The sequence below is a fragment of the Streptomyces sp. RerS4 genome (assembly GCF_023515955.1).
Lineage (GTDB): Bacteria > Actinomycetota > Actinomycetes > Streptomycetales > Streptomycetaceae > Streptomyces.
This window is the reverse complement of the sequence record NZ_CP097322.1, coordinates 5,311,534-5,334,425: the sequence shown is the minus strand read 5'-3', so window position 1 is coordinate 5,334,425 and position 22,892 is coordinate 5,311,534. Positions and strand designations below refer to the sequence as shown.

The window sequence follows — 22,892 nt, the reverse complement described above, 5'->3', positions numbered from 1 at the left end:
GCGCCCGCCCCCGGATCCAAGGCGCGCCCCGGGTACGCGAAAGGGGCGCCGGCACGAGCCGGCGCCCCTTCACTCACGTGGTTCAGCTGCAACCGCTGGTGGAGCCGCAGCCCTCGCAGATGTAGCAGGAACCGGCGCGCTGCATCTTGGTGCCGCAGGAGAAGCAGAGCGGGGCGTCGGCGGAGACACCCATCTGCATCTCGACCAGTTCGGCGCTGCTGTGCGCCGTCTTCGGGGCCGGGACCGGCACGACCGTCACCGGCTTGGCCGCCTGCACGGGCGCCGCGACCGGCGCCGACTGGGCGAGGCTCTCGGTGTCGAGCTCCTCGTCCAGCGGCTCGTAGGAGCCGGTGTCGAGGTGACGCTGACGCTCCTCGGCGGAGTGGATGCCGAGGGCGGAGCGGGTCTCGAAGGGCAGGAAGTCGAGCGCCACGCGGCGGAAGATGTAGTCGACGATCGACTGCGCCATCCGCACGTCCGGGTCGTCCGTCATACCGGCCGGCTCGAAGCGCATGTTGGTGAACTTCGCGACGTACGTCTCCAGCGGGACGCCGTACTGCAGACCGACCGAGACGGCGATGGAGAAGGCGTCCATCATGCCCGCGAGGGTCGAGCCCTGCTTGGACATCTTCAGGAAGACCTCGCCCAGGCCGTCGTCCGGGTAGGAGTTCGCCGTCATGTAGCCCTCGGCGCCACCCACGGTGAAGGAGGTGGTGATCCCCGGGCGGCCCTTGGGCAGGCGCTTGCGGACCGGACGGTACTCGATGACCTTCTCGACGGCCGTGCGGATCGTCTCCTCGGCCTTCTCGGTGATCTCGGTCTTCTCCTCCTCCTTCTTCTTGGCGGAGAGGGGCTGACCGACCTTGCAGTTGTCGCGGTAGATGGCGAGCGCCTTGACGCCCAGCTTCCACGCCTCGAAGTAGATCTCCTCGATCTCCTCGACGGTCGCCGACTCCGGCATGTTGACCGTCTTCGAGATCGCGCCGGAGATCCAGGGCTGGATCGCGGCCATCATGCGGACGTGGCCCATCGGGGAGATGGAGCGCTCGCCCATGGCGCAGTCGAAGACCTCGTAGTGCTCGGTCTTCAGGCCGGGCGCGTCGACGACGTTGCCGTGCTCGGCGATGTGGGCGACGATCGCCTCGATCTGCTCTTCCTGGTAGCCCATGCGACGCAGCGCCTGCGGCACGGTGCCGTTGACGATCTGCATCGAGCCGCCGCCGACGAGCTTCTTGAACTTGACCAGGGCCAGGTCCGGCTCGACGCCCGTGGTGTCGCAGGACATCGCGAGACCGATGGTGCCGGTCGGCGCGAGGACGGACGCCTGGGCGTTGCGGAAGCCGTTCTTCTCGCCGAGGTGCAGGACGTCCTGCCAGGCCTCGGTGGCCGCGGCCCAGATCACGTTGTCGAGGTCGTCGGTGCGCGGGGCGACGGCGTTGGCGTCGGCGTGCTGCTTCATGACGCGCTTGTGGGCGTCGGCGTTGCGGGCGTAGCCGTCGTACGGGCCGACGATGGCGGCCAGCTCGGCGGAACGCTTGTAGGCGGTGCCGGTCATCAGCGAGGTGATGGAGGCGGCGAGGGTACGGCCGCCGTCCGAGTCGTACGCGTGGCCGGTCGCCATCAGCAGGGCGCCGAGGTTGGCGTAGCCGATACCCAGCTGGCGGTACGCGCGGGTGTTCTCGCCGATCTTCTGCGTCGGGAAGTCCGCGAAGCAGATCGAGATGTCCATCGCGGTGATGACGAGCTCGACGACCTTGGAGAAGCGCTCGACGTCGAAGGACTGGTCGCCCTTGCCGTCGTCGTTCAGGAACTTCATCAGGTTCAGCGAGGCGAGGTTGCAGGACGTGTTGTCCAGGTGCATGTACTCGCTGCACGGGTTGGACGCGGTGATGCGGCCGGACTCGGGGCAGGTGTGCCAGTGGTTGATCACACCGTCGTACTGGATGCCCGGGTCGGCGCAGGCCCACGCGGCCTCGGCCAGCTTGCGGAAGAGCGCCTTTGCGTCGACCGTCTCGATGACCTCGCCGGTCATGCGGGCGCGCAGGCCGAACTCGGTGCCGTTCTCGACGGCCGTCATGAACTCGTCGTTCACGCGGACGGAGTTGTTGGCGTTCTGGTACTGGACGGACGTGATGTCGTCGCCGCCCAGGTCCATGTCGAAGCCCGCGTCACGCAGGGCGCGGATCTTCTCCTCCTCCTTCACCTTGGTGGCGATGAAGTCCTCGACGTCCGGGTGGTCCACGTCCAGGACGACCATCTTGGCCGCGCGGCGGGTCGCGCCACCCGACTTGATCGTTCCGGCGGAGGCGTCGGCGCCGCGCATGAAGGAGACCGGGCCGGAGGCGTTGCCGCCGGAGGAGAGGAGCTCCTTGGAGGAGCGGATGCGGGAGAGGTTCAGGCCGGCGCCGGAGCCGCCCTTGAAGATCATGCCCTCTTCCTTGTACCAGTCGAGGATCGACTCCATGGAGTCGTCGACGGACAGGATGAAGCAGGCGGAGACCTGCTGCGGCTGGGGCGTGCCGACGTTGAACCACACCGGCGAGTTGAAGCTGAAGATCTGGTGCAGGAGCGCGTACGTCAGCTCGTGCTCGAAGATCTCCGAGTCGGCGGGGGAGGCGAAGTAGCCGTTGTCGTCGCCGGCCTTCGTGTACGTCTTCACGATCCGGTCGATCAGCTGCTTCAGACCGGTCTCGCGCTGCGGCGTACCGACCGCACCGCGGAAGTACTTGCTGGTGACGATGTTGACCGCGTTCACCGACCAGAAGTCGGGGAACTCGACGCCACGCTGCTCGAAGTTGACCGAGCCGTCGCGCCAGTTGGTCATGACGACGTCACGGAGCTCCCAGCTCACCTCGTCGTACGGGTGCACGCCCGGGGTGGTGTGGATGCGCTCGATACGCAGGCCGCCCTTGGCAGCCTTGGTCCCCTTGGTACGGGAACCTCGCGCCGAGCCGCTCGCCGTCTCTGTCATGCCGCCTCCCATATGCGGGCAAAAACGCCCTAAAGTGCCAGCGTTATTCCGCGGCACGGTGTGTGTCTGTTTCTACGAATCTCGCCCTGCCGACGACCGGTTCCGACCGCGCTGCGCTGCGGCCCGTCCGGTCAGTCGGCGGCGGAGGCGGGCACGGGGACGACCGAGGCGGTCCCTCCGTGCTCGCACTCATGGGGGTGAGGCCGCGGCTCGCGCAGTTCCGCGATGGCGGCCTCGAAGTCTTCAAGGGTGTCGAACGCTTTGTAAACGGATGCGAACCGCAGGTACGCGACGAGGTCGAGCTCCTGCAACGGGCCGAGTATGGCCAGACCCACGTCGTGGGTGGTCAGCTCGGCGCTCCCGGTGGCGCGCACCGCCTCCTCGACCCGCTGGCCGAGCTTGGCGAGGGCGTCCTCGGTGACCGGTCGTCCCTGGCACGCCTTGCGGACGCCGGAGATGACCTTGGTACGACTGAAGGGTTCGGTCACCCCGCTGCGCTTGATCACCATCAGCGAGGCCGTCTCCACCGTCGTGAAGCGACGGGAGCAGTCGGGGCACTGACGGCGCCGGCGGATCGACGTGCCGTCGTCCGTGGTCCGGCTGTCGACGACGCGACTGTCGGGGTGCCTGCAGAAGGGGCAGTGCACGGTTCCCTCACCCTTCCTTGGCACGACTGAATCACCCCACAGGGCCCCTGAACGGCCGAGAGAAGTCTCTGCCGGGGGCTTGTGGAGCAGCCCCAAGCATATGCGATGTCGCAGACCCCAGCAGACCCAGGGACCACAACTTCTGGGCGGCGGCGCCCATCCAACCACTAGATCTTGGGTTGCGCCGGATTTTCGACACGGGGCGTGTCGCGGCGTGCGCGGGCCGGATACGGGGGCCGACGGTGCCACACTGGGCACGGCCCCCAGGGGTGGCGATCCAACCGGGAAGGGTACCGTAAGTACCGAAGACGGAGCCGAACCACCGTTCGGACGACCGCCTGCTCCATACACCCACCGCCTTAACCCAGGTGGGCGATCCGCGATTTTTCACTCGAACGTGTGTTTGGCGCAACCTTTCGAAAGCTACTACCGTTGTCCAGCTAGGGAGAACATTTCGAGAGGGGCCGCCGACGTGACCACCACCGCAGACAGTGCCACCATCACTGCCCAGAACCGCTCCCAGAGCCGACTTGAGCCGGTGCATGCCATGAATGACGCAGGTCAGAACCCGGAGGCGGACACCGTACGCCCCGCTCGCTCGCTGCCAGGTCGACCTCCAGGCATCCGCGCCGACAGCTCCGGGCTCACGGACCGGCAGCGGAGGGTCATCGAGGTCATCCGGGACTCCGTGCAGCGGCGGGGCTACCCGCCGTCGATGCGGGAGATCGGCCAGGCCGTCGGCCTCTCCAGCACCTCGTCCGTGGCGCACCAGCTCATGGCGCTGGAGCGCAAGGGCTTCCTGCGCCGCGACCCGCACCGCCCCCGCGCCTACGAGGTCCGCGGCTCCGACCAGCCCAGCTCGCAGCCGACCGACACCACCGGCAAGCCCGCGGCCTCCTACGTGCCCCTGGTCGGTCGGATCGCGGCCGGCGGCCCGATCCTCGCCGAGGAGTCCGTCGAGGACGTCTTCCCGCTCCCCCGCCAGCTGGTCGGTGACGGTGAGCTCTTCGTCCTGAAGGTCGTCGGCGATTCGATGATCGAGGCGGCGATCTGTGACGGCGACTGGGTCACCGTCCGCCGTCAGCCCGTCGCGGAGAACGGCGACATCGTCGCCGCGATGCTGGACGGCGAGGCCACCGTCAAGCGCTTCAAGCGCGAGGACGGCCACGTGTGGCTGCTCCCGCACAATGCCGCCTACCAGCCGATCCCCGGTGACGACGCCACCATCCTCGGCAAGGTCGTCGCGGTACTGCGCCGGGTCTGACCCGACGCCTCCCAGCCAGCTCCGGGACCCACTGCGCCGGTCCCGGAGCTGTTTCATGTCTCCTGCTGGTTCGTGTCTCCTGCGGCCGGCCGCTACTTGCCGTCCGCCTTCGCGGAGGCGTCGATCGCGGCCAGCGAGCGCCGGACCTGGTTGCGGTCCGTGGTGTACCAGAAGTCGGGGAGCGTGGCCTTCAGGAAGCTCCCGTAGCGGGCCGTGGCCAGCCGGGGGTCCAGGACGGCCACGACGCCCCGGTCGCCGGAGGCCCGGACGAGCCGGCCGGCGCCCTGGGCCATGAGCAGCGCCGCGTGGGTGGCGGCCACCGCCATGAAGCCGTTGCCGCCGTGCTCCTCTACCGACTTCTGCCGGGCGCTCATCAGCGGGTCGTCGGGGCGGGGGAACGGGATGCGGTCCATGACCACGAGCTGGCAGCTGGGTCCCGGGACGTCCACGCCCTGCCACAGGGACAGCGTGCCGAACAGGCAGGTCTTCGGATCGGCGGCGAAGGCCTTGATCAGCTCGCCGAGCGTCTCCTCACCCTGGAGCAGGATCGGGTGGTCGAGCCGGCCCCGGAGTTCCTCCGCCGCGGCCTTGGCGCCGCGCATGGAGGAGAACAGCCCGAGGGTACGGCCGCCGGCCGCCTCGATCAGCTCCGCCAGCTCGTCCATCATGTCGCCCCGGGTGCCTTCGCGGCCCGGGGTGGCGAGGTGCTTGGCGACGTAGAGGATGCCCTGCTTCGGATAATCGAACGGGGAGCCGACGTCGAGACCGCGCCAGACGGGCACGTCCTCTCCTTCGACGCCCTCGGCGGACAGGCCCAGCGAGGCCGCGACGCCGTTGAAGTCGCCGCCCAGCTTGAGGGTGGCGGACGTGAGGACCACGGAGCGGTCCTCGAACAGCTTCTCGCGCAGCAGCCCGGACACCGAGAGCGGGGCGACCCGCAGGGTGGCACCGCTGGGCCGATATGCGGCTCCGCCGCGGGACTCGTGGCGTTCGTACCAGACGACGTCGTACTCGGAACCGTTCACAATGCGCTCCGCCACGGCGTGGACGTTCTCCACCGCCGCGAGCGCCTGCTTGCGTACGGCGTCCTCGTCGTGGACGGACTTGTCGCGGGTGGCCCCGATCGCGGAGATCACGGTGCGCGCGGCGTCCCGAAGGGCCGTCAGCGCGTACCCGAGGTCCTCCGGGATCTCTTCGAGCCGGCCGGGGAGCGCGAGCTCCATGACCCGCTCGAAGGACTCGGAGGCCGTCTGGAGGGAGTCCGCCGCCTTCTCGTCGACCAGTTTGGCGGCCCGCTTCACGGCCCGGTTGACCTGGCCCGGGGTGAGCTCGCCTGTGGCGACGCCGGTCACGCGGGAGACGAGTTCGTGGGCCTCGTCGACGATCAGCACCTCGTGCTGCGGCAGGACCGGGGCGCCCTCGATGGCGTCGATGGCGAGCAGCGCGTGGTTGGTGACGACGACGTCGGCGAGCTTGGCCCGCTCACGGGCCGCCTCCGCGAAGCACTCGGCTCCGTAGGCGCACTTCGTGGCGCCGAGGCACTCCCGGGAGGACACGGAGATCTGGCTCCAGGCCCTGTCGGAGACGCCGGGGGTGAGGTCGTCGCGGTCGCCGGTCTCGGTCTCGTCCGCCCAGTCGCGCAGGCGCAGCAGGTCCTGGCCGAGCTTGCTGGTGGGGGCGGCCGCCTCGAACTGGTCGAAGAGGCCCTCTTCCTCGTCCTGCGGGGCGCCCTCGTGGAGGCGGTGCAGACAGAGATAGTTCGACCGGCCCTTGAGCATGGCGAACTGCGGCCGGCGGCGCAGCTGCGGATGCAGCGCCTCGACCGTGCGCGGCAGGTCGCGCTCGACCAGCTGGCGCTGGAGGGCGAGGGTCGCCGTGGCCACGACGACGCGCTCGCCGTGGGCGAGGGCGGGCACCAGGTAGCCGAGGGACTTGCCGGTGCCGGTGCCGGCCTGGATGAGCCGGTGCGAGTTCTCGTCGATCGCTTCGGCGACGGCTTCGGCCATGGCCACCTGGCCGGGCCGCTCCGTGCCGCCGACGGCGGAGACGGCGGCATGCAGCAGGTCGGGGAGGGAGGGCTTCGTCATAGCAAGACCAACCCTACGGGGCTCCGGTGACAGTCGCGGACCGTCTCGGGGAAGCGACCCCGGGCGGGGCCGATCTCCGCCCGTACGAGGGACCGCCACCCGTTCGGCGCAATCCGATCCCGATCGGGAACCCCCCTGCACGGCCCGGAGTTTTTCAGGCGAGAAGGGTTCACGTCCCCCCGTGGGACGGGACCGGGGCGGCGATCAGAGAAGGTTGCGCAGCGCCCGGTCCCGGATCATCAGGGCGGCGCGCTTCTCGGGGAGGTCGAGTTCCGCGGCGTAGCGGAATCCGGCGGTCAGGAAGGCGGAGACGGAGGGGGTGTTGCGGATGTCCGGTTCGGCGATGACGCGGGTACAGCGCGGCCGGTTGTCGAGGACGAGGTCGGCGACGGCGCGCAGGAGCGTGCCGCCCAGGCCGCGGCCGCGGTTCGTGCCGTCTCCGATGAGCAGGTGGATACCGGTGTCGTCGGGGTGCGCCGGGTAGTGCGGGGCGATCGGGTCGTGCGCGGCCCGGTAGATCTCCCAGTAGCTCATCGGGGTGCCGTCGAGGACGCCCAGGCAGGGGACGCTGCGGCCGTCGCCGTCCAGCTGGGCCCGCAGGTGGGCGGCGGTGACGGCGGCGGGTCCGTCGAGCTCCCAGTAGGCGGCGACCTCGGGGTCGTTCATCCAGCCGGCGAGCAGGGCGAGGTCGCGGTCGGGGCGGACGGGTTGGAGCCGGAAGGCTCCGGCCGGGGTGGTGACGGTGCCCCAGCCGGCCGGGGAGTCGAGGAGGTCCGCCTCGGCGAGCAGGGGCAGCAGGTCGGCGGTGAGGCGGGGTCCGGTGGCCTCGTGGCGGGTGGCACCGGGGGCGGGGCCGATGGTCGTGTCGGTGGAGGGCATCGGGCTCTTCTCCGGATCCGTGGGAGCGCGTCAATCGTGAAGGGGGTTGGCGATGGTGACGTAGACGGACTGGGTGGCGACGGGGCCCACCAGCTCGTCGAGACCGCCCAGGCGGGTGAGCAGGTTCGCTTTGCAGCGCAGGGTGGGTGAGTCGAGCAGGCGGGAGGGGATGGGGCCGAGGTCCGCGGCTTTGCCGAGGAACCGGCGGAAGGCGGCGAGCAGGACGCGCTCGTCGGCGAGGCGTTGGGATCCGAAGGCTCCGATGAGGCCGAGCACGTTGTTGATGCCGAGGTAGTAGGTGAAGCGTTCGTCGGTGACGGCGTCCGGGACGAAGGTGTCGCTGACGGCGCCGATGCCCGGGAGGCGTTGCTCCAGCTCGGTGCGCCGGGAGTCGCGGAAGTAGTAGCCCTGGTTGTCGCGGAAGCGGCCGCCGACGGGCCAGCCCGCCGGGTCGAGGAGCACCAGGGTGTTCTGTTGGTGCGCTTCGAGGGCGATACCGGCGAGACGGTCGAAGGCGAGGACCGGCAGGACGACGTGGTCGAGGTAGCGCAGGAACCACTCGGCGGCCACGGCGGTGCCGGCGCGTCCCGTGGTGCGGGACAGGCGGGCGATGGTGTCGGCGAGGAGGGAGCTCATCGTCGTCCGGCCGGGCCACGGGCGCGGGGAGGTCAGTGCGGCGACGCAGACGGCGTGGTCGTCGGAGCGGAAGGGGTTGTGTCGCAGCAGGGCGTCGAGGCCCGGTACGGGGGTGCCGTCGGGGGCGTCGACGGCGACCCAGGCGGGGTCGCGGACGATGTCGAAGCCGGGGTGGAGGGCCTGCCACTGTTCCGCGAGGCCGGTGCGGAGCAGTCGGTGGACCTCGACGCCCCGGTGGAGTTCCTTGCGGAGGTTCTCGCGGCGGCTGTTGGTGATGCGCAGGCCCAGGGACAGCTTGAGCATGGCCGGCGTGCCGGGGCGGTGGACGGTGCGGACGGAGGAGGTGGGGTACCAGGGTGCGCCGTGGGGGCCCAGGTCGGTGAGGAGTCCGGCGTCGCGGAGGGCGGCGACGGCGGGCCGTTGGAGGAGGTCGTGTGCCTGCCAGGGGTGCAGGGGAAGGGGGGTGGTGCCGGCGGGCAGCGGGAGCCCGGGGGCGAGCCGGGCGAGGAGTTGGGCGGCGGAGACGGGGCGGCCCCGCTCGGTCCAGGCGGAGTCGGTGGCGAGGGCGGTGGGTGCGACCGCGATCCAGTGCAGGGGGAAGGAGCCGTGGAGTTCGGGTGAGTAGCGACGTGCGTCGGCTTCGGAGAGTCCTTCGCGGCTCTTCGGGTCGGGCTGGAGGGGGTGACCGAGGAGGAGGGACTGTTCCGCGCTGAGGAAGGGGTCCGCGGCGACGGGGGCGGGGGCGGTGGGGCGTGCGCGCCGGTCGGCGATGAACGCCGTGGTCCGGCGGACGGAGTCGCAGACGCGGCCGACGAGGTCGGTTCCGCCGCGGCCGGCGCCCTCGCGGGCGATGAGGGCCGCGAGCGTGGCGGCGTCGACGGCGGGCGCGTGGGCGGGGGCGCCTTCGAGTCGGGCGGGGGCGAAGCGGTGCCAGCCTGCCGGGGACCAATGCCGGACCGGAACCAGCAGGGTGACGCCGGATGCGCGCAGGGGGATGCGGAGCAGCGTTCCGACGGGCCCGTCGGGGCGGCCGATGCCGCTTTCGCGCACCCAGCACCGCAGGAGGTTCTCCACCGTGGAGGCTTCGGCGGCGACGGCCGGGTCGGGGTGGTCCAGCAGGTCGGGCAGGGCCGCCGGTTCGGGGCCGACCGGGCCGATCCCACCGACGCGGGGTCGCAGGGTGCCGTCCTTCTGGCGGGGCACGCTGCCCGGGGGGACGGGCTCGGCCGGCCGGGGTGCGGGCGCCGTCCAGGGCTGGGGGTCGCCGGGCGCCGCGGCGGCTTCCGGCAGTTCCCGGGAGAGGCCGGTGCGGGGCCTGTGCCCCGGGGCCGGGGCGGCTCGGCCTCCCCGGTACGGGCGGCGGCGGGCGGCGGGGCGGGGGCCGCGGCGGTCGGGGCGGGCGGCGGGGGCGCCGGTGGGGTGGGGTGGCGGCGGGCCCGGGGAAGGCCCCGCCGTCGGCCGGGCCGGTGGTGCGCACGCCGGGGCCCGGGGCGCCGGCCTGCCCGGACGCGGAGCCCACCGCCGGGAGCGCGTCGCCGGGGGCGGGGGCGGGGGGACCCGGCTCGGGGTGGGGGTGGGGGGCGGAGGGGTCGGGCATCGGGGGTCCTTCGGTCAGTGGGGCCGGCGGGCGGCGGCGGGGACGGCGTCGGCGAGGCGGTCCAGGACGGCGGCGGCCTGTTCGTCGGTGAGGGTCAGCGGGGGCAGCAGGCGCAGGACGCTGCCGTGACGGCCACCGAGCTCGACGATCAGGCCGCGGTTCAGGCATTCCCGGCGGACGGCGGTGGCGAGGCCCGGGTCGGCGGCCCCGGTGGCGGGGTCGATCAGTTCGAGGCCGATCATCAGGCCGCGACCCCGGACCTCTCCGACGCACGGCTGCTCGGCGGCCAGGCCGTGGAGGGCGCTCAGCATCCGGGCGCCGAGGGTCGCCGCACGCTCGGCGAGGCCGTTGCGGCGTACGTAGGCGAGGGTGGCGGCGCCGGCGGCCATGGCGAGCTGGTTGCCGCGGAAGGTGCCGGCGTGGGCGCCGGGGGCCCAGACGTCGAGTTCGGCACGGTAGACGATCACGGCGAGCGGCAGGCTGCCCCCGATCGCCTTGGACAGGACCATCACGTCGGGCACCACCCCGGCGTGGTCCACGCCCCAGAAGGCGCCGGTCCGGCCGACGCCGGTCTGGACCTCGTCGGCGATCAGCGGGATGCCCCGCTCGGCGGTGATCTCGCGCATCCGGCGCAGCCAGTCGTCCGGGGCGGGAATGACCCCGCCCTCGCCCTGGACGGGTTCGAGGATCATGCCGGCGGGCGCGGCGACCCCGCCCTTGGGGTCGTCCAGCAGGTTCTCCGTCCAGCGGGCGGCCAGGCGCGCGCCCTCGGGGCCGCCGACGCCGAACGGGCAGTGACGGTCCTGCGGGTACGGGAGCCGGGTCACGCGTACGTCGGTGGCGCCGCCCGACGCGGCCAGGGCTCCGCTGGTCATGCCGTGGTAGGCGCCGGTGAAGGCGAGCAGCCCGGTGCGTCCGGTGGCGGCGCGGACGAGGGTGAGGGCGGCCTCGACGGCGTCGGTGCCGGCGGGTCCGCAGAACTGCACGCGGGCGTCGGCGGCGAGGCCGGGCGGCAGGTTCTCGAAGAGCTCGGTGGTGAAGGCGTCCTTGACCGGGGTCGCGAGGTCCAGCACGTGCAACGGGGCCCCCGAGTCGAGGACCTTGCGGACGGCTTCGAGGACGACGGGGTGGTTGTGGCCGAGGGCGAGGGTGCCCGCGCCGGAGAGGCAGTCGAGGTAGCGCCGGCCGTCGGCGCCCTCGATGGTCAACCCCCGGGCCCGTACGGGGACGATGGGCAGCGAGCGGGCGTACGTCCGGGCGGCGGACTCGCGTTGGGCCTGCCGGCGCAGGATGCTTTCAGCTGCTGCGTGCAACCGGCCGACCTGCGGCGGAACCAGAGCGAATTCAGGCGCGGATGCATGCGCGGGGTCGGGCGAAGAGTCCGGCGCGGAGTCGGGCGCGTGGGGCGGCCCGGGGTCCGGCGTACGGCTCGCCGGTGGTGGGAGAAGGGGCGCCGCGGCTGCGGGCGGCTCGGTCACGGCCACGAAATCTCGGTCCTCCGCACGTCTTCATCTTCCGGATTGCGCCTCGAACATGAACGCTGCTGCGCCGTCCCCCGTACGTACCAACGACGCCGGCGGCGACGGATCACGGGTGGACCGAAGATCCTTGCCCCGACACGGGTCGCGGCCCGCGCGAGGGCGGTGCGCGCGAAGGAACCGCGGACCCGGGGGTCGCCGTCCTACCCGGCGGCGGCATAGTGGGGTGCTGCACACCGCCACCGGCGACACCGTCTCAACACCTCGAAGCACCAGGGGGACTTACGACATGCGACCGAACCGACCGGTCACCGCGATCCTGTGCGCGGCCGCGCTCGCGCTGACGGCCGCGGCCTGCGGACCCGGCGACGGCGAGGCCGGCGGCGGCGACGCCAAGCCGACCGTGGCCGCGTCGCTGCCGTCCGGCGCCACGGACGGCTTCCAGATCCCGCAGGAGCTGAAGGACAAGCTCAAGCAGCACGGCTTCGACCTGGAGAAGTGGAAGGGGGGTGCGTGGAAGAACTGGAAGAAGGAGGACTGGCTCCGCGAGGCGGGCGACTACGTCAACCCGATCATCGAGGACCTGTGGGACCCGGACCGGATGCGTGACGCCGAGATGCCGCAGCGTCCGGCCGTCGACCCGGACGCGGGCAAGGACCAGGGCGTCACGGACCCGACTCCGGCTCCCGTAGCGGCCAAGCCGGCCGTCGCCCCGTACCACTCCAGTGTTCCGGCGTCCGGGAAGGTCTTCTTCGACGGGCCCGAGGGCTCGATGGTGTGCTCGGCGACCGTGGTGAAGGACCCCGCGCGCCCCGGCAAGTCGAACATGGTCTGGACGGCGGGTCACTGCGTGCACGCGGGCAAGGCCGGTGGCTGGTACCGCAACATCGCCTTCGTCCCGTCGTACAACAACGCGGGCAAGCCGGCGGCGGAGCTGAAGAACGCCCCGCGCGATCAGGTGGCTCCGTACGGCGTGTGGTGGAGCGACTGGGCGCAGACGTCGAACCAGTGGATCGCGACCGGCGGTCCGACGGGCGGCGCGGGTGCCCCGTACGACTTCGCGGTGTTGCACGTGACGCCGGAGAAGGGCGGCACGAAGTCGCTGGAGGAGACGGTCGGTACGGCGCTTCCGGTGGAGTTCAACGCGCCGGCGGTGCAGAAGGTGGCTTCCATCACGGCGACGGGCTACCCGGCGGCGGCTCCGTTCGACGGCCAGAAGGCGTTCCAGTGCACGGACAAGCCGGGTCGGTTGGCGCTGAGCCAGGCGGACCCGGTGATGTACCGCATCGGGTGCACGATGACGGGTGGTTCCTCGGGTGGCGGCTGGGTCGCGGCGGGTGCCGACGGCAAGCCGGCGCTGGTGTCGAACACGTCGATCGGCCCGGCGAAGGCGGGTTGGTTGGCCGGTCCTCGGCTGGGTCCGGAGGCGAAGGGCATCTACGACGCGGTGAGCGGCAAGTTCAAGTAGGAGAGACGCCGCTGACGATTGCCGACGATTGCTGACGATCGCTGACGATTCATGAGGAAGGCCCCCCGCGATCGAGCGGGGGGCCTTCGTCACGCACGGGGTGCCGTCAGTGCTTCGCGGGCACGTACGGTGCCAGTTCCGCGGCCAGTTCCTGGTGGACGCGGGCCTTGAGCAGGGTGCCCTCCGGGGTGTGCTCCTCGGAGATCACCTCGCCCTCGGCGTGGGCGCGGGCGATGAGCCCGCCCCGGGTGTAGGGCACGAGTGCCTCGACCTCGACGGCGGGCCTGGGCAGCTCGTCGTCGATGATCTTGAGCAGTTCCTCGATGCCCTGTCCGGTGCGTGCCGAGACGGCGATGGAGTGCCGTTCGATGCGCAGCAGGCGCTGGAGCACGAGCGGGTCGGCGGCGTCGGCCTTGTTGATCACCACGATCTCGGGCACGTTGACCGCGCCGACCTCGCGGATGACCTCGCGTACGGCGGCCAGCTGCTCCTCCGGCGCCGGGTGCGAGCCGTCGACGATGTGCAGGATGAGGTCGGAGTCGCCGACCTCCTCCATCGTGGAGCGGAACGCCTCGACGAGGTGGTGGGGCAGGTGCCGGACGAAGCCGACGGTGTCGGCCAGGGTGTAGACGCGGCCGGACGGGGTCTCCGCGCGGCGGACGGTCGGGTCGAGGGTGGCGAAGAGCGCGTTCTCGACCAGTACGCCGGCGCCGGTGAGGCGGTTGAGCAGGGAGGACTTGCCGGCGTTGGTGTAGCCGGCGATGGCGACCGAGGGCACCTTGTTGCGGCGTCGTTCCTGCCGCTTGATGTCGCGGCCGGTCTTCATTTCCGCGATCTCCCGGCGCATCTTCGCCATCTTCTCGCGGATGCGGCGCCGGTCGGTCTCGATCTTGGTCTCACCGGGGCCTCGGGTGGCCATGCCGCCACCGCCGCCGCCACCCATCTGCCGGGACAGCGACTGACCCCAGCCGCGCAGGCGCGGCAGCATGTACTGCATCTGCGCGAGGGCGACCTGTGCCTTGCCCTCTCGGGACTTGGCGTGCTGGGCGAAGATGTCGAGGATGAGCGCGGTCCGGTCGACGACCTTGACCTTGACGACGTCTTCGAGGGCGATGAGCTGGCCGGGGCTGAGCTCGCCGTCGCAGACGACGGTGTCGGCGCCGCTCTCCAGGACGATGTCGCGCAGTTCGCGGGCCTTGCCGGAGCCGATGAAGGTGGCCGGGTCGGGCTTGTCGCGGCGCTGCATGACGCCGTCGAGCACGAGGGCGCCGGCCGTTTCGGCGAGGGCGGCGAGCTCCGCGAGGGAGTTCTCCGCGTCCTGGACGGTGCCGGAGGTCCAGACACCGACGAGGACCACGCGCTCCAGGCGGAGCTGGCGGTACTCGACTTCGGTGACGTCTTCGAGTTCGGTGGAGAGGCCGACGACGCGCCGCAGTGCCGCGCGGTCGGAGCGGTCGAGCTGGTCGCCGTCCCGCTCGCCGTCGATCTCGTGGCTCCAGGCGACGTCCTCTTCCATCAGGGCATCGGCCCGAAGGCTCTCGGTGAAGCTCTGCGAGTCCCGCACGTTCTGCGCGTCCCGCGGGTCCTGGGAAGGGGAAGAAGAGGAGGTCATTGGATCCTTACGTCGATTCGATGATGTCGCGCCGGCCAGGGCCAAAGGTACCGCCGTGCGTGACACAACACTGTCACGTCCAACGCGGCGCCCGGTCCGGAGATTCCCCGGACGTCCCGGCGACCTCGTTGATGGTGTCATGCCCGTTCCCGGCTCGTCATACCGTTTTCCTACGACTTCCCGGTGATCGGGGCCGCGGCGCGAGCCGGGCCCCGGCCTGTCGCCGGGCCGCCCCACTCGGGGTGACCCGGCATCGCGGGGGTGGTGGCGCCGTAGAGCCACGGGTCGAGGAAGGCCTTGAGGTCGCGTCCGGCTTCCCGGGAGGCGAGGCGCACGAAGTCGTCGGTGCCGGCGACGCCGTCCTTGTGCTCGGCCACCCAGCGCCGTTCGATCCGGTCGAAGGCCTCGGTGCCGATCTCCTGGCGCAGGGCGTAGAGGATCAGGGCGGACCCGTCGTAGACGACGGGACGGAACAGTCCGATCTTCTCCCCGGGGGCGGCGGCCTTCGGGGCGGCCGGGGGGCCGCCGGCGGCGCGCCACTGGTCGGAGCGCTGGTAGGCCTCCCGCATGCGCCGTTCCAGGGAGTAGGTGCCGAGGCCGTCCGCGTAGAGGGCCTCGTACCAGGTGGCGTGTCCTTCGTTGAGCCACAGGTCGGACCAGGTCCGGGGGGTGACGCTGTCGCCGAACCACTGGTGGGCGAGTTCGTGGACCATGACGGACTCGACGTACCACTCGGGGTAGCCCTCGCCCGTGAACAGTCCGTGTTCGAAGAGTGACAGGGTCTGGGTCTCCAGCTCGAAGCCGGTCTTGGCGCGGGCGATGAGCACGCCGTAGTTCTCGAAGGGGTAGCGGCCGATCCGGTCTTCCATCCACGTGATGTGGCCGGCGGTCTTCTTCAGCCAGGGTTCCAGCTTCTGCCGGTCGGCGGCGGGGACCACGTCGCGCAGGGGCAGTCCGTGCGGTCCGGTGCGGTGCACGACGGTGGAGCGGCCGATGGAGACCTGGGCGAGTTCGGTGGCCATGGGGTGCAGGGTGCGGTACGTCCACTCGGTCGCGCCGGCGGCCCGCGTGGCGGGGAGGGCGCCGGGCACGCCGTTGGCGACGGCGGTGAGGCCGGCGGGGGTGGTGACGCGGAAGGTGAACCAGGCCTTGTCGGCGGGGTGGTCGTTGCAGGGGAAGACGCGGTGGGCGGCGTCGGCCTGGTTGGCCATGGCGAGGCCGTCCTCGGTGACGACCCAGCCGCCGTCGGAGGCGCGTCCGCGCGGGTCGCTGGTGTGCCGGACGGTGATGCGCAGCGGCGTGCTCGCGGTGATCGGTCGCGCGGGGGTGAGCACGAGGTCCTCGCCGACGCTCTCGAAGCGCGCGGTCTCCCCGTTGACCTCGGCGGAGGCCACCGTGCCGTGGGTGAAGTCGAGGTTGATCCGCTCCAGCGGCGCGAGGCTGCGGGCGTTGATGACGGTGACCGCGTCGAGGGGGCTGCGGTTGTCCTTGTACGTGAGGGACAGGTCGTACGAGAGGACGTCGTACCCCGGGTTGCCGAGCTCGGGGAACAGCCGGTCGCCGATGCCCAGGGGCTTCGGCGGGGGCAGCACGGCGGCGACGAGGGTCAGGGAGGCCGCGGCGAGCAGGGCGGCGCGCAGGCGCGGGGAGGTGAGCTGCATCCACCATCGCTTACCAGCGCCGGGGACGGGGCCGCGGGCGGCGCGCGACGGTTCCACCCGAACGGGGACCTCCGGCCGCACGGCGTGCCTCCGCACGCCCGGACTCACGCCTCACGCCGCGTACGAGCGCCCCCGCGCCCCCTCGCCCCCCCCGAAACCGAAACCCGAACCCCCCGGAGCCCCCTACGCCCGGCTCACGTCGTACACGCCCGGCACGTCCCGCATGGCCCGCATCAGTGCGGGCAGCCCCGCGGCGTCGGGCAGTTGCAGCGTGTAGGTGTGGCGGACGCGCTGTTCCACGGGCGGCTCCACGGTGGCGGACACCACCTCGACCCCTTCGCGGGCGATGGCCTCGGTCAGGTCGGCCAGCAGGTGCGGGCGGCCGAACGATTCGGCGAGCAGCGTGACCCGGCAGTCCGCGGTGGCCCGCCAGTGCACGGCGACCGAGGTGCGGCCCAGGGAGCGCATCTGCGCCACGGCGGGACAGTGGACCCGGTGCACGGTGACGGCGCCGCCCCGTACGACGAATCCGGCGACCGCGTCGGGCGGTACGGGCGTACAGCACCCGGCGAGGCGTACGTGCGCGTCCGGCAGGTCGGCGACGGCGTTGCCGCCGTCCCCCCGGGCCCCGACGACGGACAGCGGCGCGCGGGGCGCGGCGGTGGCGGGCCCGGCGCCGTCGGGGTGGGCCTGGAGCCAGCTGGTGATGGCGATCCGCGCGGCGGGGGTGCGGGCGTGGTCGAGCCAGTCGGGGGCGGGCCCGGAGGAGGCGTCCTGGGCGAGGAGCAGCTGGACGGTGTCCCCGTCGGAGAGCGGGGACGACAGGGAGGTGAGGCGCCCGTTGACGCGGGCGCCGATACAGCCGTGGGCGGCTTCGCCGTGGAGGGCGTAGGCGGCGTCGACGCAGCTGGCGCCGCCCGGCAGGCTGATCGTGCCGGGGGTGCTGCCGTCGGCGCGGAAGACGGTGATCTCGCGGTCCTGGGCGAGTTCGGCGCGCAGGACGGTCCAGAAGGTGTCGGGGTCGGGCGCGGACTGCTGCCAGTCGAGGAGTCGCGACAACCAGCCGGGTCGGGTGGGGTCGACGCGCTCTTCGTCGCTGTCGGCGGTGTCGCCGGTGGTGTAGGGGTTGCCGAGGGCGACGACGCCGGCTTCGGCGACGCGGTGCATCTGCCGGGTGCGGACGATGACTTCGGCGACGTAGCCCTCGGGGACGGCGACGGCGGTGTGCAGGGATTGGTAGAGGTTGAACTTGGGGGCGGCGATGAAGTCCTTGAACTCCGAGACGACCGGGGTGAAGCAGGTGTGGAGTTCGCCGAGTACGGCGTAGCAGTCGGCGTTCTCGCCGACGAGGACGAGGACGCGGCCGAAGTCGGAGCCGCGCAGTTCGCCCCGGGTGCGGGAGATGCGGTGGACGGAGACGAAGTGGCGGGGCCGGACGAGGACTTCGGCGGCGATGCCGGCCTCGCGCAGGACGGTGCGTACGGAGTCGGCGATGGCGGGCAGCGGGTCGCTCTCGCCGGTGTGGGCGGCGATGAGGGCGCGGGTGCGTTCGTATTCGTCGGGGTGGAGGATCGCGAAGACGAGGTCTTCGAGTTCGGTCTTGAGGGCCTGGACGCCGAGGCGTTCGGCGAGCGGGATCAGGACGTCGCGGGTGACCTTGGCGATGCGGGCCTGTTTCTCGGGGCGCATCACGCCGAGGGTGCGCATGTTGTGGAGCCGGTCGGCGAGTTTGATGGACATGACGCGGACGTCGTTGCCGGTGGCGACGAGCATCTTGCGGAAGGTCTCGGGTTCGGCGGCGGCGCCGTAGTCGATCTTCTCGACCTTGGTGACCCCGTCGACGATGAAGGCGACCTCGTCGCCGAATTCGGCGCGGACCTGATCGAGGGTCACATCGGTGTCCTCGACGGTGTCGTGCAGCAGAGAGGCCGTCAACGTCGTGGTCTCGGCGCCGAGTTCGGCGAGGATCAGGGTGACGGCGAGCGGATGTGTGATGTACGGCTCACCACTTTTTCGCATCTGGCCGCGGTGTGAGGTCTCGGCGAGCAGATAGGCCCGCCGCAAAAGGGACAGATCGGCGTCCGGATGGTGGGCGCGGTGCGCTTCTGCTACGTGTCCGATGGCGTCCGGGAGCCGATCGCGGGACGTCGGCCCGAGCAGGGCCGCCCGCCCGAGCCGCCGCAGATCGAGCCGGCTCCGGCCACGTCTGCGCAGCTCAGGACGCACTTCAGCATGTGCTTCGGGGTTCGTGGCCTCTGCACTCATGGGCACCTCCGGCAGCTTCGACCGGCGGTGGCGGGCATGGGGTGAGCCCTCAGGGCCGGTGCCTGATGTTACCGACCCCACCACGTGGCGCAGTCCACCTCTCGCTCAGCGTGAAACGGATCACCCATGAGAGGGAATCCTCAGGCGAAAGCCGTTTCGGTGAGCCAGTCGGCCTCGAACTCTCCGGCGGCCACGATCACGGCCGGTCCGGTCATGTCGACGCGGCCGTCGGGGTGCTCGGTGATGGCGAGGGTGCCGCCGGGCAGGTCGACGGTATAGGTGACGGGCTCGCCGGTGACGGCGGGGTCGACGCCGTCGCGGCGGATGGCGGCCACGGCGACGGCGCAGGCGCCGGTGCCGCAGGAGCGGGTCTCGCCGGAGCCGCGTTCGTGGACGCGCATGGCGACGTGGCGGGGGCCGCGGTCGACGACGAATTCGACGTTGACCCCGGTGGGGTAGGCCGAGGCCGGGCTGAACGCCGGCGGGCTGTAGAGGTTCCCGGCCTGGTCGAGGCCGTCGACGAACGCGACGGCGTGCGGGTTGCCCATGTTGACGTTGCGCGCGGGCCAGATGTGCTCGCCGACCGAGACGGTGACGTCGCCCTCGGGGAGTTCGGCGCGGCCCATGGAGACGGTGACGTCGCCGGTCTTGTCGAGGTGGACCCGCTTGACGCCGCCTCGGGTGGCGACGGCGAGGTCGCCGGGCTCGACGTGGCCGGCGTGCTGGAGGTAGCGGGCGAAGACGCGTACGCCGTTGCCGCACATCTCGGCGATGGAGCCGTCGCTGTTGCGGTAGTCCATGAACCATTCGGCCTCGGCGGCCATGGCGGCGGCCTCGGGATGGGCGGCGGAGCGCACCACGTGCAGCACACCGTCGGCCCCGATGCCCGCGCGCCGGTCGCAGAGCGCGGCGACGGCGGTCGCGGGCAGCTCGATGGCGTTGTCGGGGTCGGGGACGATCACGAAGTCGTTCTCGGTGCCGTGGCCCTTGAGGAAGGAGAGGGGGGTGTGCGTCACGCGCCCATGGTACCGAGCGCCTTCCGCCCCTGACCTGCCGGCCTACGCGCCCCCACGGCCGGCGCCGCGCTGCGGGACCGGCCCGCGCTCAGCGCAGCCGCGCCACCCGGTACACGGCGAGCGCCACGACGGCCAGCGCGGCGAGCGCGTACAGCGCTGCCATCCGCCAGTCGGGGCGGCGGCCGCTGCCGCGCGGCGGGAGTCCGGGCCAGGTGTAGCCGACGCGGCGGGCGGCCATCATGCCCCAGCCGCCCGCGCAGCAGCTGATGAGGAAGCCGAGCATGGCGACCACGGCTCCGCCGTCGCCGAACTCGAAGGCGAGGGGGAAGCCGAACATGAGGGATCCGGCGACGCCGAGCAGCACGATGGGGGCGATCTGCCAGATGCGCAGGCGGCGCTGCGGGCGCAGCTCGACCTCGAACTCGGGGCCGGAGACGTCCTCGGCGCCGCTTCCGGGGGCGTCGGGCCCGTCGGGGCTCAGCCGGTCGGGCTCGGCGGGCAGGCCGAGTACCTCCGGGACCTCGGGGGCGTCGGCGGACGCGCCCGCGGGCCTCGCACCGGGCGCGGCGGGCCGTGCGGGCGCGTCGGTGTCGGCGGACGCACCGCGCTCCGCGGTCCCGCCGTGACGCATCGGGTCCGCTTCCCGTCTGGTGTCGTCCCGCCCGGTGTCACGAGGGCCGGCCTCCATCGCCACGCGCCCTCCCCACTCGGACTTCGTACGCCGCTGTTCAGAAGTTTGATGATGGCACGGCCCAGGGCCCGCGACGGGCGCACGGGGCGTCCCGATGCCATCACGTGATCAGGCTGTAACCGCTCGTTCGACCAACGAGCGGGCGAGTCCGGGGAGTTCCCCGTGGTCGGCGGCGGCCCCGCTGAGCCAGTGGACGCGCGGGTCACGGCGGAACCAGGAGTCCTGCCGCCGGGCGAAGCGCTTCGTGGCCCGAACGGTCTCGGCCTTCGCCTCCGCTTCCGTGCACTCCCCCGCGAGGGCGGCGAGCACCTGCTGGTAGCCCAGCGCCCGCGAGGCGGTGACGCCGTCGCGCAGGCCCCGGGCCTCCAGGGCGCGGACCTCGTCGACGAGCCCGGCCTCCCACATGCGGTCCACGCGCAGCGCGATCCGTTCGTCGAGTTCGGGGCGGGCCACGTCGACGCCGATCTGCACGGTGTCGTAGACGGACTCGTGGCCGGGGAGGTTGGCGGTGAAGGGGCGGCCGGTGATCTCGATGACCTCCAGGGCGCGCACGATGCGCCGGCCGTTGCTGGGCAGGATCGCGGCGGCGGCGGCCGGGTCGGCGGCGGCGAGGCGGGCGTGCAGGGCGCCGGGTCCGCGCAGCGTGACCTCGGCCTCCAGCCGGGCGCGGACCTCGGGGTCGGTGCCGGGGAACTCCATGGCGTCGAGGGCGCCGCGGACGTAGAGGCCGGATCCGCCCACGAGGACCGGGGTGCGGCCCTCGGCGAGCAGCCTGTCGATCTCGGCGCGGGCGAGGCGCTGGTACTCGGCGACGCTGGCGGTTTCGGTGACGTCCCAGATGTCGAGGAGGTGGTGCGGGACGCCGCCGCGTTCCTCGACCGTCAGCTTGGCGGTGCCGATGTCCATCCCCCGGTACAGCTGCATGGAGTCCGCGTTGACGACCTCACCGCCGAAGTGGCGGGCCAGGGCGACGCCCAGATCGGACTTTCCGGCCGCGGTGGGACCGACGACGGCGATGACCCGCGGGGCGGGGGGTGCATTCCTCACCGACACAGTCTCGCAAACCGAACGGCATGTACCCGATCGGGTTAGGTGACGGGGTCCGGTGGGGGTCGTTGCCCTGAAGAGGTTCCGGCCCGGCGTGCGCCTGTCGCGCACCTGGTGGAGGCCGGTCCGGCCACAGCGGAACTTCACCCGCACGAGTAACGTTAAGGGAGTAGACATGGGCGTTTTTGACCGGTTTTTTCGCCGTAAGGACGAGGGAGCGACCGAAGGGGTCGAGGCCGAGGCCGCCACGGCGGAGGCGTCGGCCGCGGAGGGCGACCCGGCCGAGGAGGCCGGGGAGGCTCCGGAGGCTGTGACGGAGGCTCCCGCGGCGGAGGTCGTGGAGATCCCGAAGCAGCAGTCGGCCGAGGTCGCCGCGGACAGCGAGACCGGCGAGGGCGCCCGTACGTAGCTACCGCCACTGGAGGGTGACCCATGGGCCTGCTGGACAATCTGAAGGCCAAGCTCGCTCCGGCCAAGGAAAAGGTCGAAGGCCTCGCGCAGCAGCACGAGGGCAGGATCGGCGAGGGCCTGGACAAGGTCGCCAAGGCCGTGGACTCCAAGACCCATGGCAAGTACAGCGACCGCATCACGACCGGGACGCACAAGGCGAAGGACGCCCTGGGCAAGCTCGCGCACAAGGACACTCCGGAGAGGGAAGCTCCGCAGGACATCCCGCGCAAGGACACCCCCGGCGGGCCGACGCCGCCGCCGGCCTCCTGACACGCGTACCGGACGTCGGGCACGAGAAGGGGCGCGGGACCATGCGGTCCCGCGCCCCTTCGTCTCGTCCGGTGGCCCTCAGGACCAGGCGGCCACGAAGTATCCGACGCCGTACGGGGCGTCCTCGTAGAACAGCCGGCCGGCCAGGCCGGTGCCTTCGGCGGCGCCGGCGAGGACCTGCCAGGGCGCCCGCCCGGCGGCCTGGAGCTCGGCGGCGAGCGTCGGGTCCAGCGCCGCGAGAGCGTCCGTGTCGGCGGTGGCCAGGGCGTGGGCGACCTCCGCGTCGAAGCCGGCGGCGCGGTCGTCGAGGTAGCCGGGGGCCTTCAGGGTCCGGCAGGCGCTGCCGTCGCCCATGACGAGCAGGGCGACGCGCGCGTCGCGGGCCGCCAGCTGCCGGCCGGCGGCCAGGCAGTCGGCCGCCTGGCGGGACCGCGGGACGCCGAGGCCCTCGACGGGGCCGAGCCCCAGCGGGCCCGGCCCAGCAGCCAGGCGCCCACGGCGAGCGGCGGCGGCAGTGGTCGACGCCGCCGCGGGCCCTCCCCGAGCCGGACCTCGGGGCCGTCCCCGGGGCCGAGCCCGAAGGCGCGGAAGTCGCCCTCGGAGCCGGGCGGGTACGGCCCGGCCTCGTCCTCGTCGGCGGCCCCGACGACGACCAGCAGGTCGGGCCGGGAGGCGGCGAGCACCGCGAGCGCGTCGGAGCAGGCGGTACGGGCGTCGTCCAGTTCGACGGCGGCGCCCGCGGCGACCTCCGGCACGAGGAGCGGCGGTGCGGGGCAGACGGCGGCGGCTACGAGCATGATCCGCAGCCTAGCCGCCCCGCCGGCCGACGGTCGGTCGATCGGGTGATCGGGTG

General features: G+C 72.3%; 16 protein-coding genes and 1 pseudogene. 4 read left to right on the top strand and 13 right to left on the bottom strand.

From position 1 onward, the window contains the following. Nucleotides 1–82: 82 nt before the first annotated feature. Both M4D82_RS24755 and nrdR read right to left on the bottom strand, forming a co-directional pair. Nucleotides 83–2,971, bottom strand: a complete 2,889-nt coding sequence (locus M4D82_RS24755; protein ID WP_249768121.1) for a vitamin B12-dependent ribonucleotide reductase — start codon at nt 2,969–2,971, stop codon at nt 83–85. Between the two features lie 131 nt (nt 2,972–3,102). Continuing rightward, nucleotides 3,103–3,618 (bottom strand): transcriptional regulator NrdR, encoded by a 516-nt coding sequence (gene nrdR, locus M4D82_RS24750; protein ID WP_249768120.1) that lies wholly within the window; start codon nt 3,616–3,618, stop codon nt 3,103–3,105. A gap of 472 nt (nt 3,619–4,090) precedes the next feature. Here nrdR and lexA point away from each other — a divergent pair, with 472 nt between their 5' ends. Continuing rightward, nucleotides 4,091–4,882 (top strand): transcriptional repressor LexA, encoded by a 792-nt coding sequence (gene lexA, locus M4D82_RS24745; RefSeq protein WP_249768119.1) that lies wholly within the window; start codon nt 4,091–4,093, stop codon nt 4,880–4,882. 92 nt (nt 4,883–4,974) lie between these two features. On the opposite strand, the gene M4D82_RS24740 is transcribed toward lexA, so the two are convergent. The 4 genes from M4D82_RS24740 to M4D82_RS24725 form a co-directional block, all read right to left on the bottom strand. Further along, a complete protein-coding gene (locus M4D82_RS24740; RefSeq protein WP_249768118.1) occupies nt 4,975–6,969 on the bottom strand; it encodes an ATP-dependent DNA helicase in 1,995 nt (664 codons plus the stop codon). Nucleotides 6,970–7,173: 204 nt separating this feature from the next. Beyond that, a complete protein-coding gene (locus tag M4D82_RS24735) occupies nt 7,174–7,848 on the bottom strand; it encodes a GNAT family N-acetyltransferase (protein ID WP_249768117.1) in 675 nt (224 codons plus the stop codon). Between the two features lie 30 nt (nt 7,849–7,878). After that, a complete protein-coding gene (locus tag M4D82_RS24730; protein WP_502988995.1) occupies nt 7,879–9,687 on the bottom strand; it encodes an IucA/IucC family protein in 1,809 nt (602 codons plus the stop codon). 408 nt (nt 9,688–10,095) lie between these two features. Next, nucleotides 10,096–11,394 (bottom strand): diaminobutyrate--2-oxoglutarate transaminase family protein, encoded by a 1,299-nt coding sequence (locus M4D82_RS24725; protein ID WP_249768116.1) that lies wholly within the window; start codon nt 11,392–11,394, stop codon nt 10,096–10,098. A gap of 454 nt (nt 11,395–11,848) precedes the next feature. Here M4D82_RS24725 and M4D82_RS24720 point away from each other — a divergent pair, with 454 nt between their 5' ends. Then, nucleotides 11,849–13,027, top strand: a complete 1,179-nt coding sequence (locus tag M4D82_RS24720) for a trypsin-like serine peptidase (RefSeq protein WP_249768115.1) — start codon at nt 11,849–11,851, stop codon at nt 13,025–13,027. 106 nt (nt 13,028–13,133) lie between these two features. Here the strand turns inward: M4D82_RS24720 and hflX are convergent, their stop codons facing one another. The 6 genes from hflX to miaA all read right to left on the bottom strand — a co-directional run bounded on the left by hflX (nt 13,134) and on the right by miaA (nt 21,319). Beyond that, complete coding sequence (hflX, locus tag M4D82_RS24715; RefSeq protein WP_249768114.1) at nt 13,134–14,639, bottom strand: GTPase HflX; 1,506 nt, start codon at nt 14,637–14,639, stop codon at nt 13,134–13,136. 170 nt (nt 14,640–14,809) lie between these two features. Continuing rightward, entirely contained in the window at nt 14,810–16,300 is a 1,491-nt protein-coding gene (locus M4D82_RS24710; RefSeq protein ID WP_249768113.1) for a M1 family metallopeptidase, read from the bottom strand. A gap of 183 nt (nt 16,301–16,483) precedes the next feature. Then, on the bottom strand, nt 16,484–18,565 hold the full coding sequence (locus M4D82_RS24705) for a RelA/SpoT family protein (RefSeq protein WP_249768112.1): 2,082 nt from the start codon (nt 18,563–18,565) through the stop codon (nt 16,484–16,486). Nucleotides 18,566–18,705: 140 nt separating this feature from the next. Further along, on the bottom strand, nt 18,706–19,581 hold the full coding sequence (gene dapF, locus M4D82_RS24700) for a diaminopimelate epimerase (RefSeq protein ID WP_249768111.1): 876 nt from the start codon (nt 19,579–19,581) through the stop codon (nt 18,706–18,708). Between the two features lie 88 nt (nt 19,582–19,669). After that, on the bottom strand, nt 19,670–20,212 hold the full coding sequence (locus M4D82_RS24695; RefSeq protein WP_249768110.1) for a hypothetical protein: 543 nt from the start codon (nt 20,210–20,212) through the stop codon (nt 19,670–19,672). Between the two features lie 168 nt (nt 20,213–20,380). After that, nucleotides 20,381–21,319 carry a tRNA (adenosine(37)-N6)-dimethylallyltransferase MiaA gene (miaA, locus tag M4D82_RS24690; RefSeq protein WP_249768109.1) on the bottom strand — a complete coding sequence of 313 codons (939 nt, stop codon included), beginning with the start codon at nt 21,317–21,319 and terminating at the stop codon, nt 20,381–20,383. Between the two features lie 175 nt (nt 21,320–21,494). Here miaA and M4D82_RS24685 point away from each other — a divergent pair, with 175 nt between their 5' ends. Together M4D82_RS24685 and M4D82_RS24680 are read left to right on the top strand one after the other, a co-directional pair. After that, nucleotides 21,495–21,728 carry a hypothetical protein gene (locus M4D82_RS24685; protein WP_249768108.1) on the top strand — a complete coding sequence of 78 codons (234 nt, stop codon included), beginning with the start codon at nt 21,495–21,497 and terminating at the stop codon, nt 21,726–21,728. 23 nt (nt 21,729–21,751) lie between these two features. Beyond that, nucleotides 21,752–22,039: an antitoxin gene (locus tag M4D82_RS24680; protein ID WP_249768107.1), complete on the top strand. Its 288-nt coding sequence runs from the start codon at nt 21,752–21,754 to the stop codon at nt 22,037–22,039. A gap of 78 nt (nt 22,040–22,117) precedes the next feature. Here the strand turns inward: M4D82_RS24680 and M4D82_RS24675 are convergent. Next, nucleotides 22,118–22,836 (bottom strand): annotated as a pseudogene (locus M4D82_RS24675) (class III extradiol dioxygenase subunit B-like domain-containing protein). Between the last annotated feature and the right edge of the window lie 56 nt (nt 22,837–22,892).

What these genes read in the sequence shown, in the direction of transcription:
- M4D82_RS24755 (WP_249768121.1), bottom strand. Translation starts at nt 2,971, where the DNA reads ATGACAGAGACGGCGAGCGGCTCGGCGCGAGGTTCCCGTACCAAGGGG.
- M4D82_RS24740 (WP_249768118.1), bottom strand. Translation starts at nt 6,969, where the DNA reads ATGACGAAGCCCTCCCTCCCCGACCTGCTGCATGCCGCCGTCTCCGCC.
- M4D82_RS24735 (WP_249768117.1), bottom strand. Translation starts at nt 7,848, where the DNA reads ATGCCCTCCACCGACACGACCATCGGCCCCGCCCCCGGTGCCACCCGC.
- M4D82_RS24720 (WP_249768115.1), top strand. Translation starts at nt 11,849, where the DNA reads ATGCGACCGAACCGACCGGTCACCGCGATCCTGTGCGCGGCCGCGCTC.
- hflX (WP_249768114.1), bottom strand. Translation starts at nt 14,639, where the DNA reads ATGACCTCCTCTTCTTCCCCTTCCCAGGACCCGCGGGACGCGCAGAAC.
- M4D82_RS24710 (WP_249768113.1), bottom strand. Translation starts at nt 16,300, where the DNA reads ATGCAGCTCACCTCCCCGCGCCTGCGCGCCGCCCTGCTCGCCGCGGCC.
- M4D82_RS24705 (WP_249768112.1), bottom strand. Translation starts at nt 18,565, where the DNA reads ATGAGTGCAGAGGCCACGAACCCCGAAGCACATGCTGAAGTGCGTCCT.
- M4D82_RS24695 (WP_249768110.1), bottom strand. Translation starts at nt 20,212, where the DNA reads ATGCGTCACGGCGGGACCGCGGAGCGCGGTGCGTCCGCCGACACCGAC.
- M4D82_RS24685 (WP_249768108.1), top strand. Translation starts at nt 21,495, where the DNA reads ATGGGCGTTTTTGACCGGTTTTTTCGCCGTAAGGACGAGGGAGCGACC.
- M4D82_RS24680 (WP_249768107.1), top strand. Translation starts at nt 21,752, where the DNA reads ATGGGCCTGCTGGACAATCTGAAGGCCAAGCTCGCTCCGGCCAAGGAA.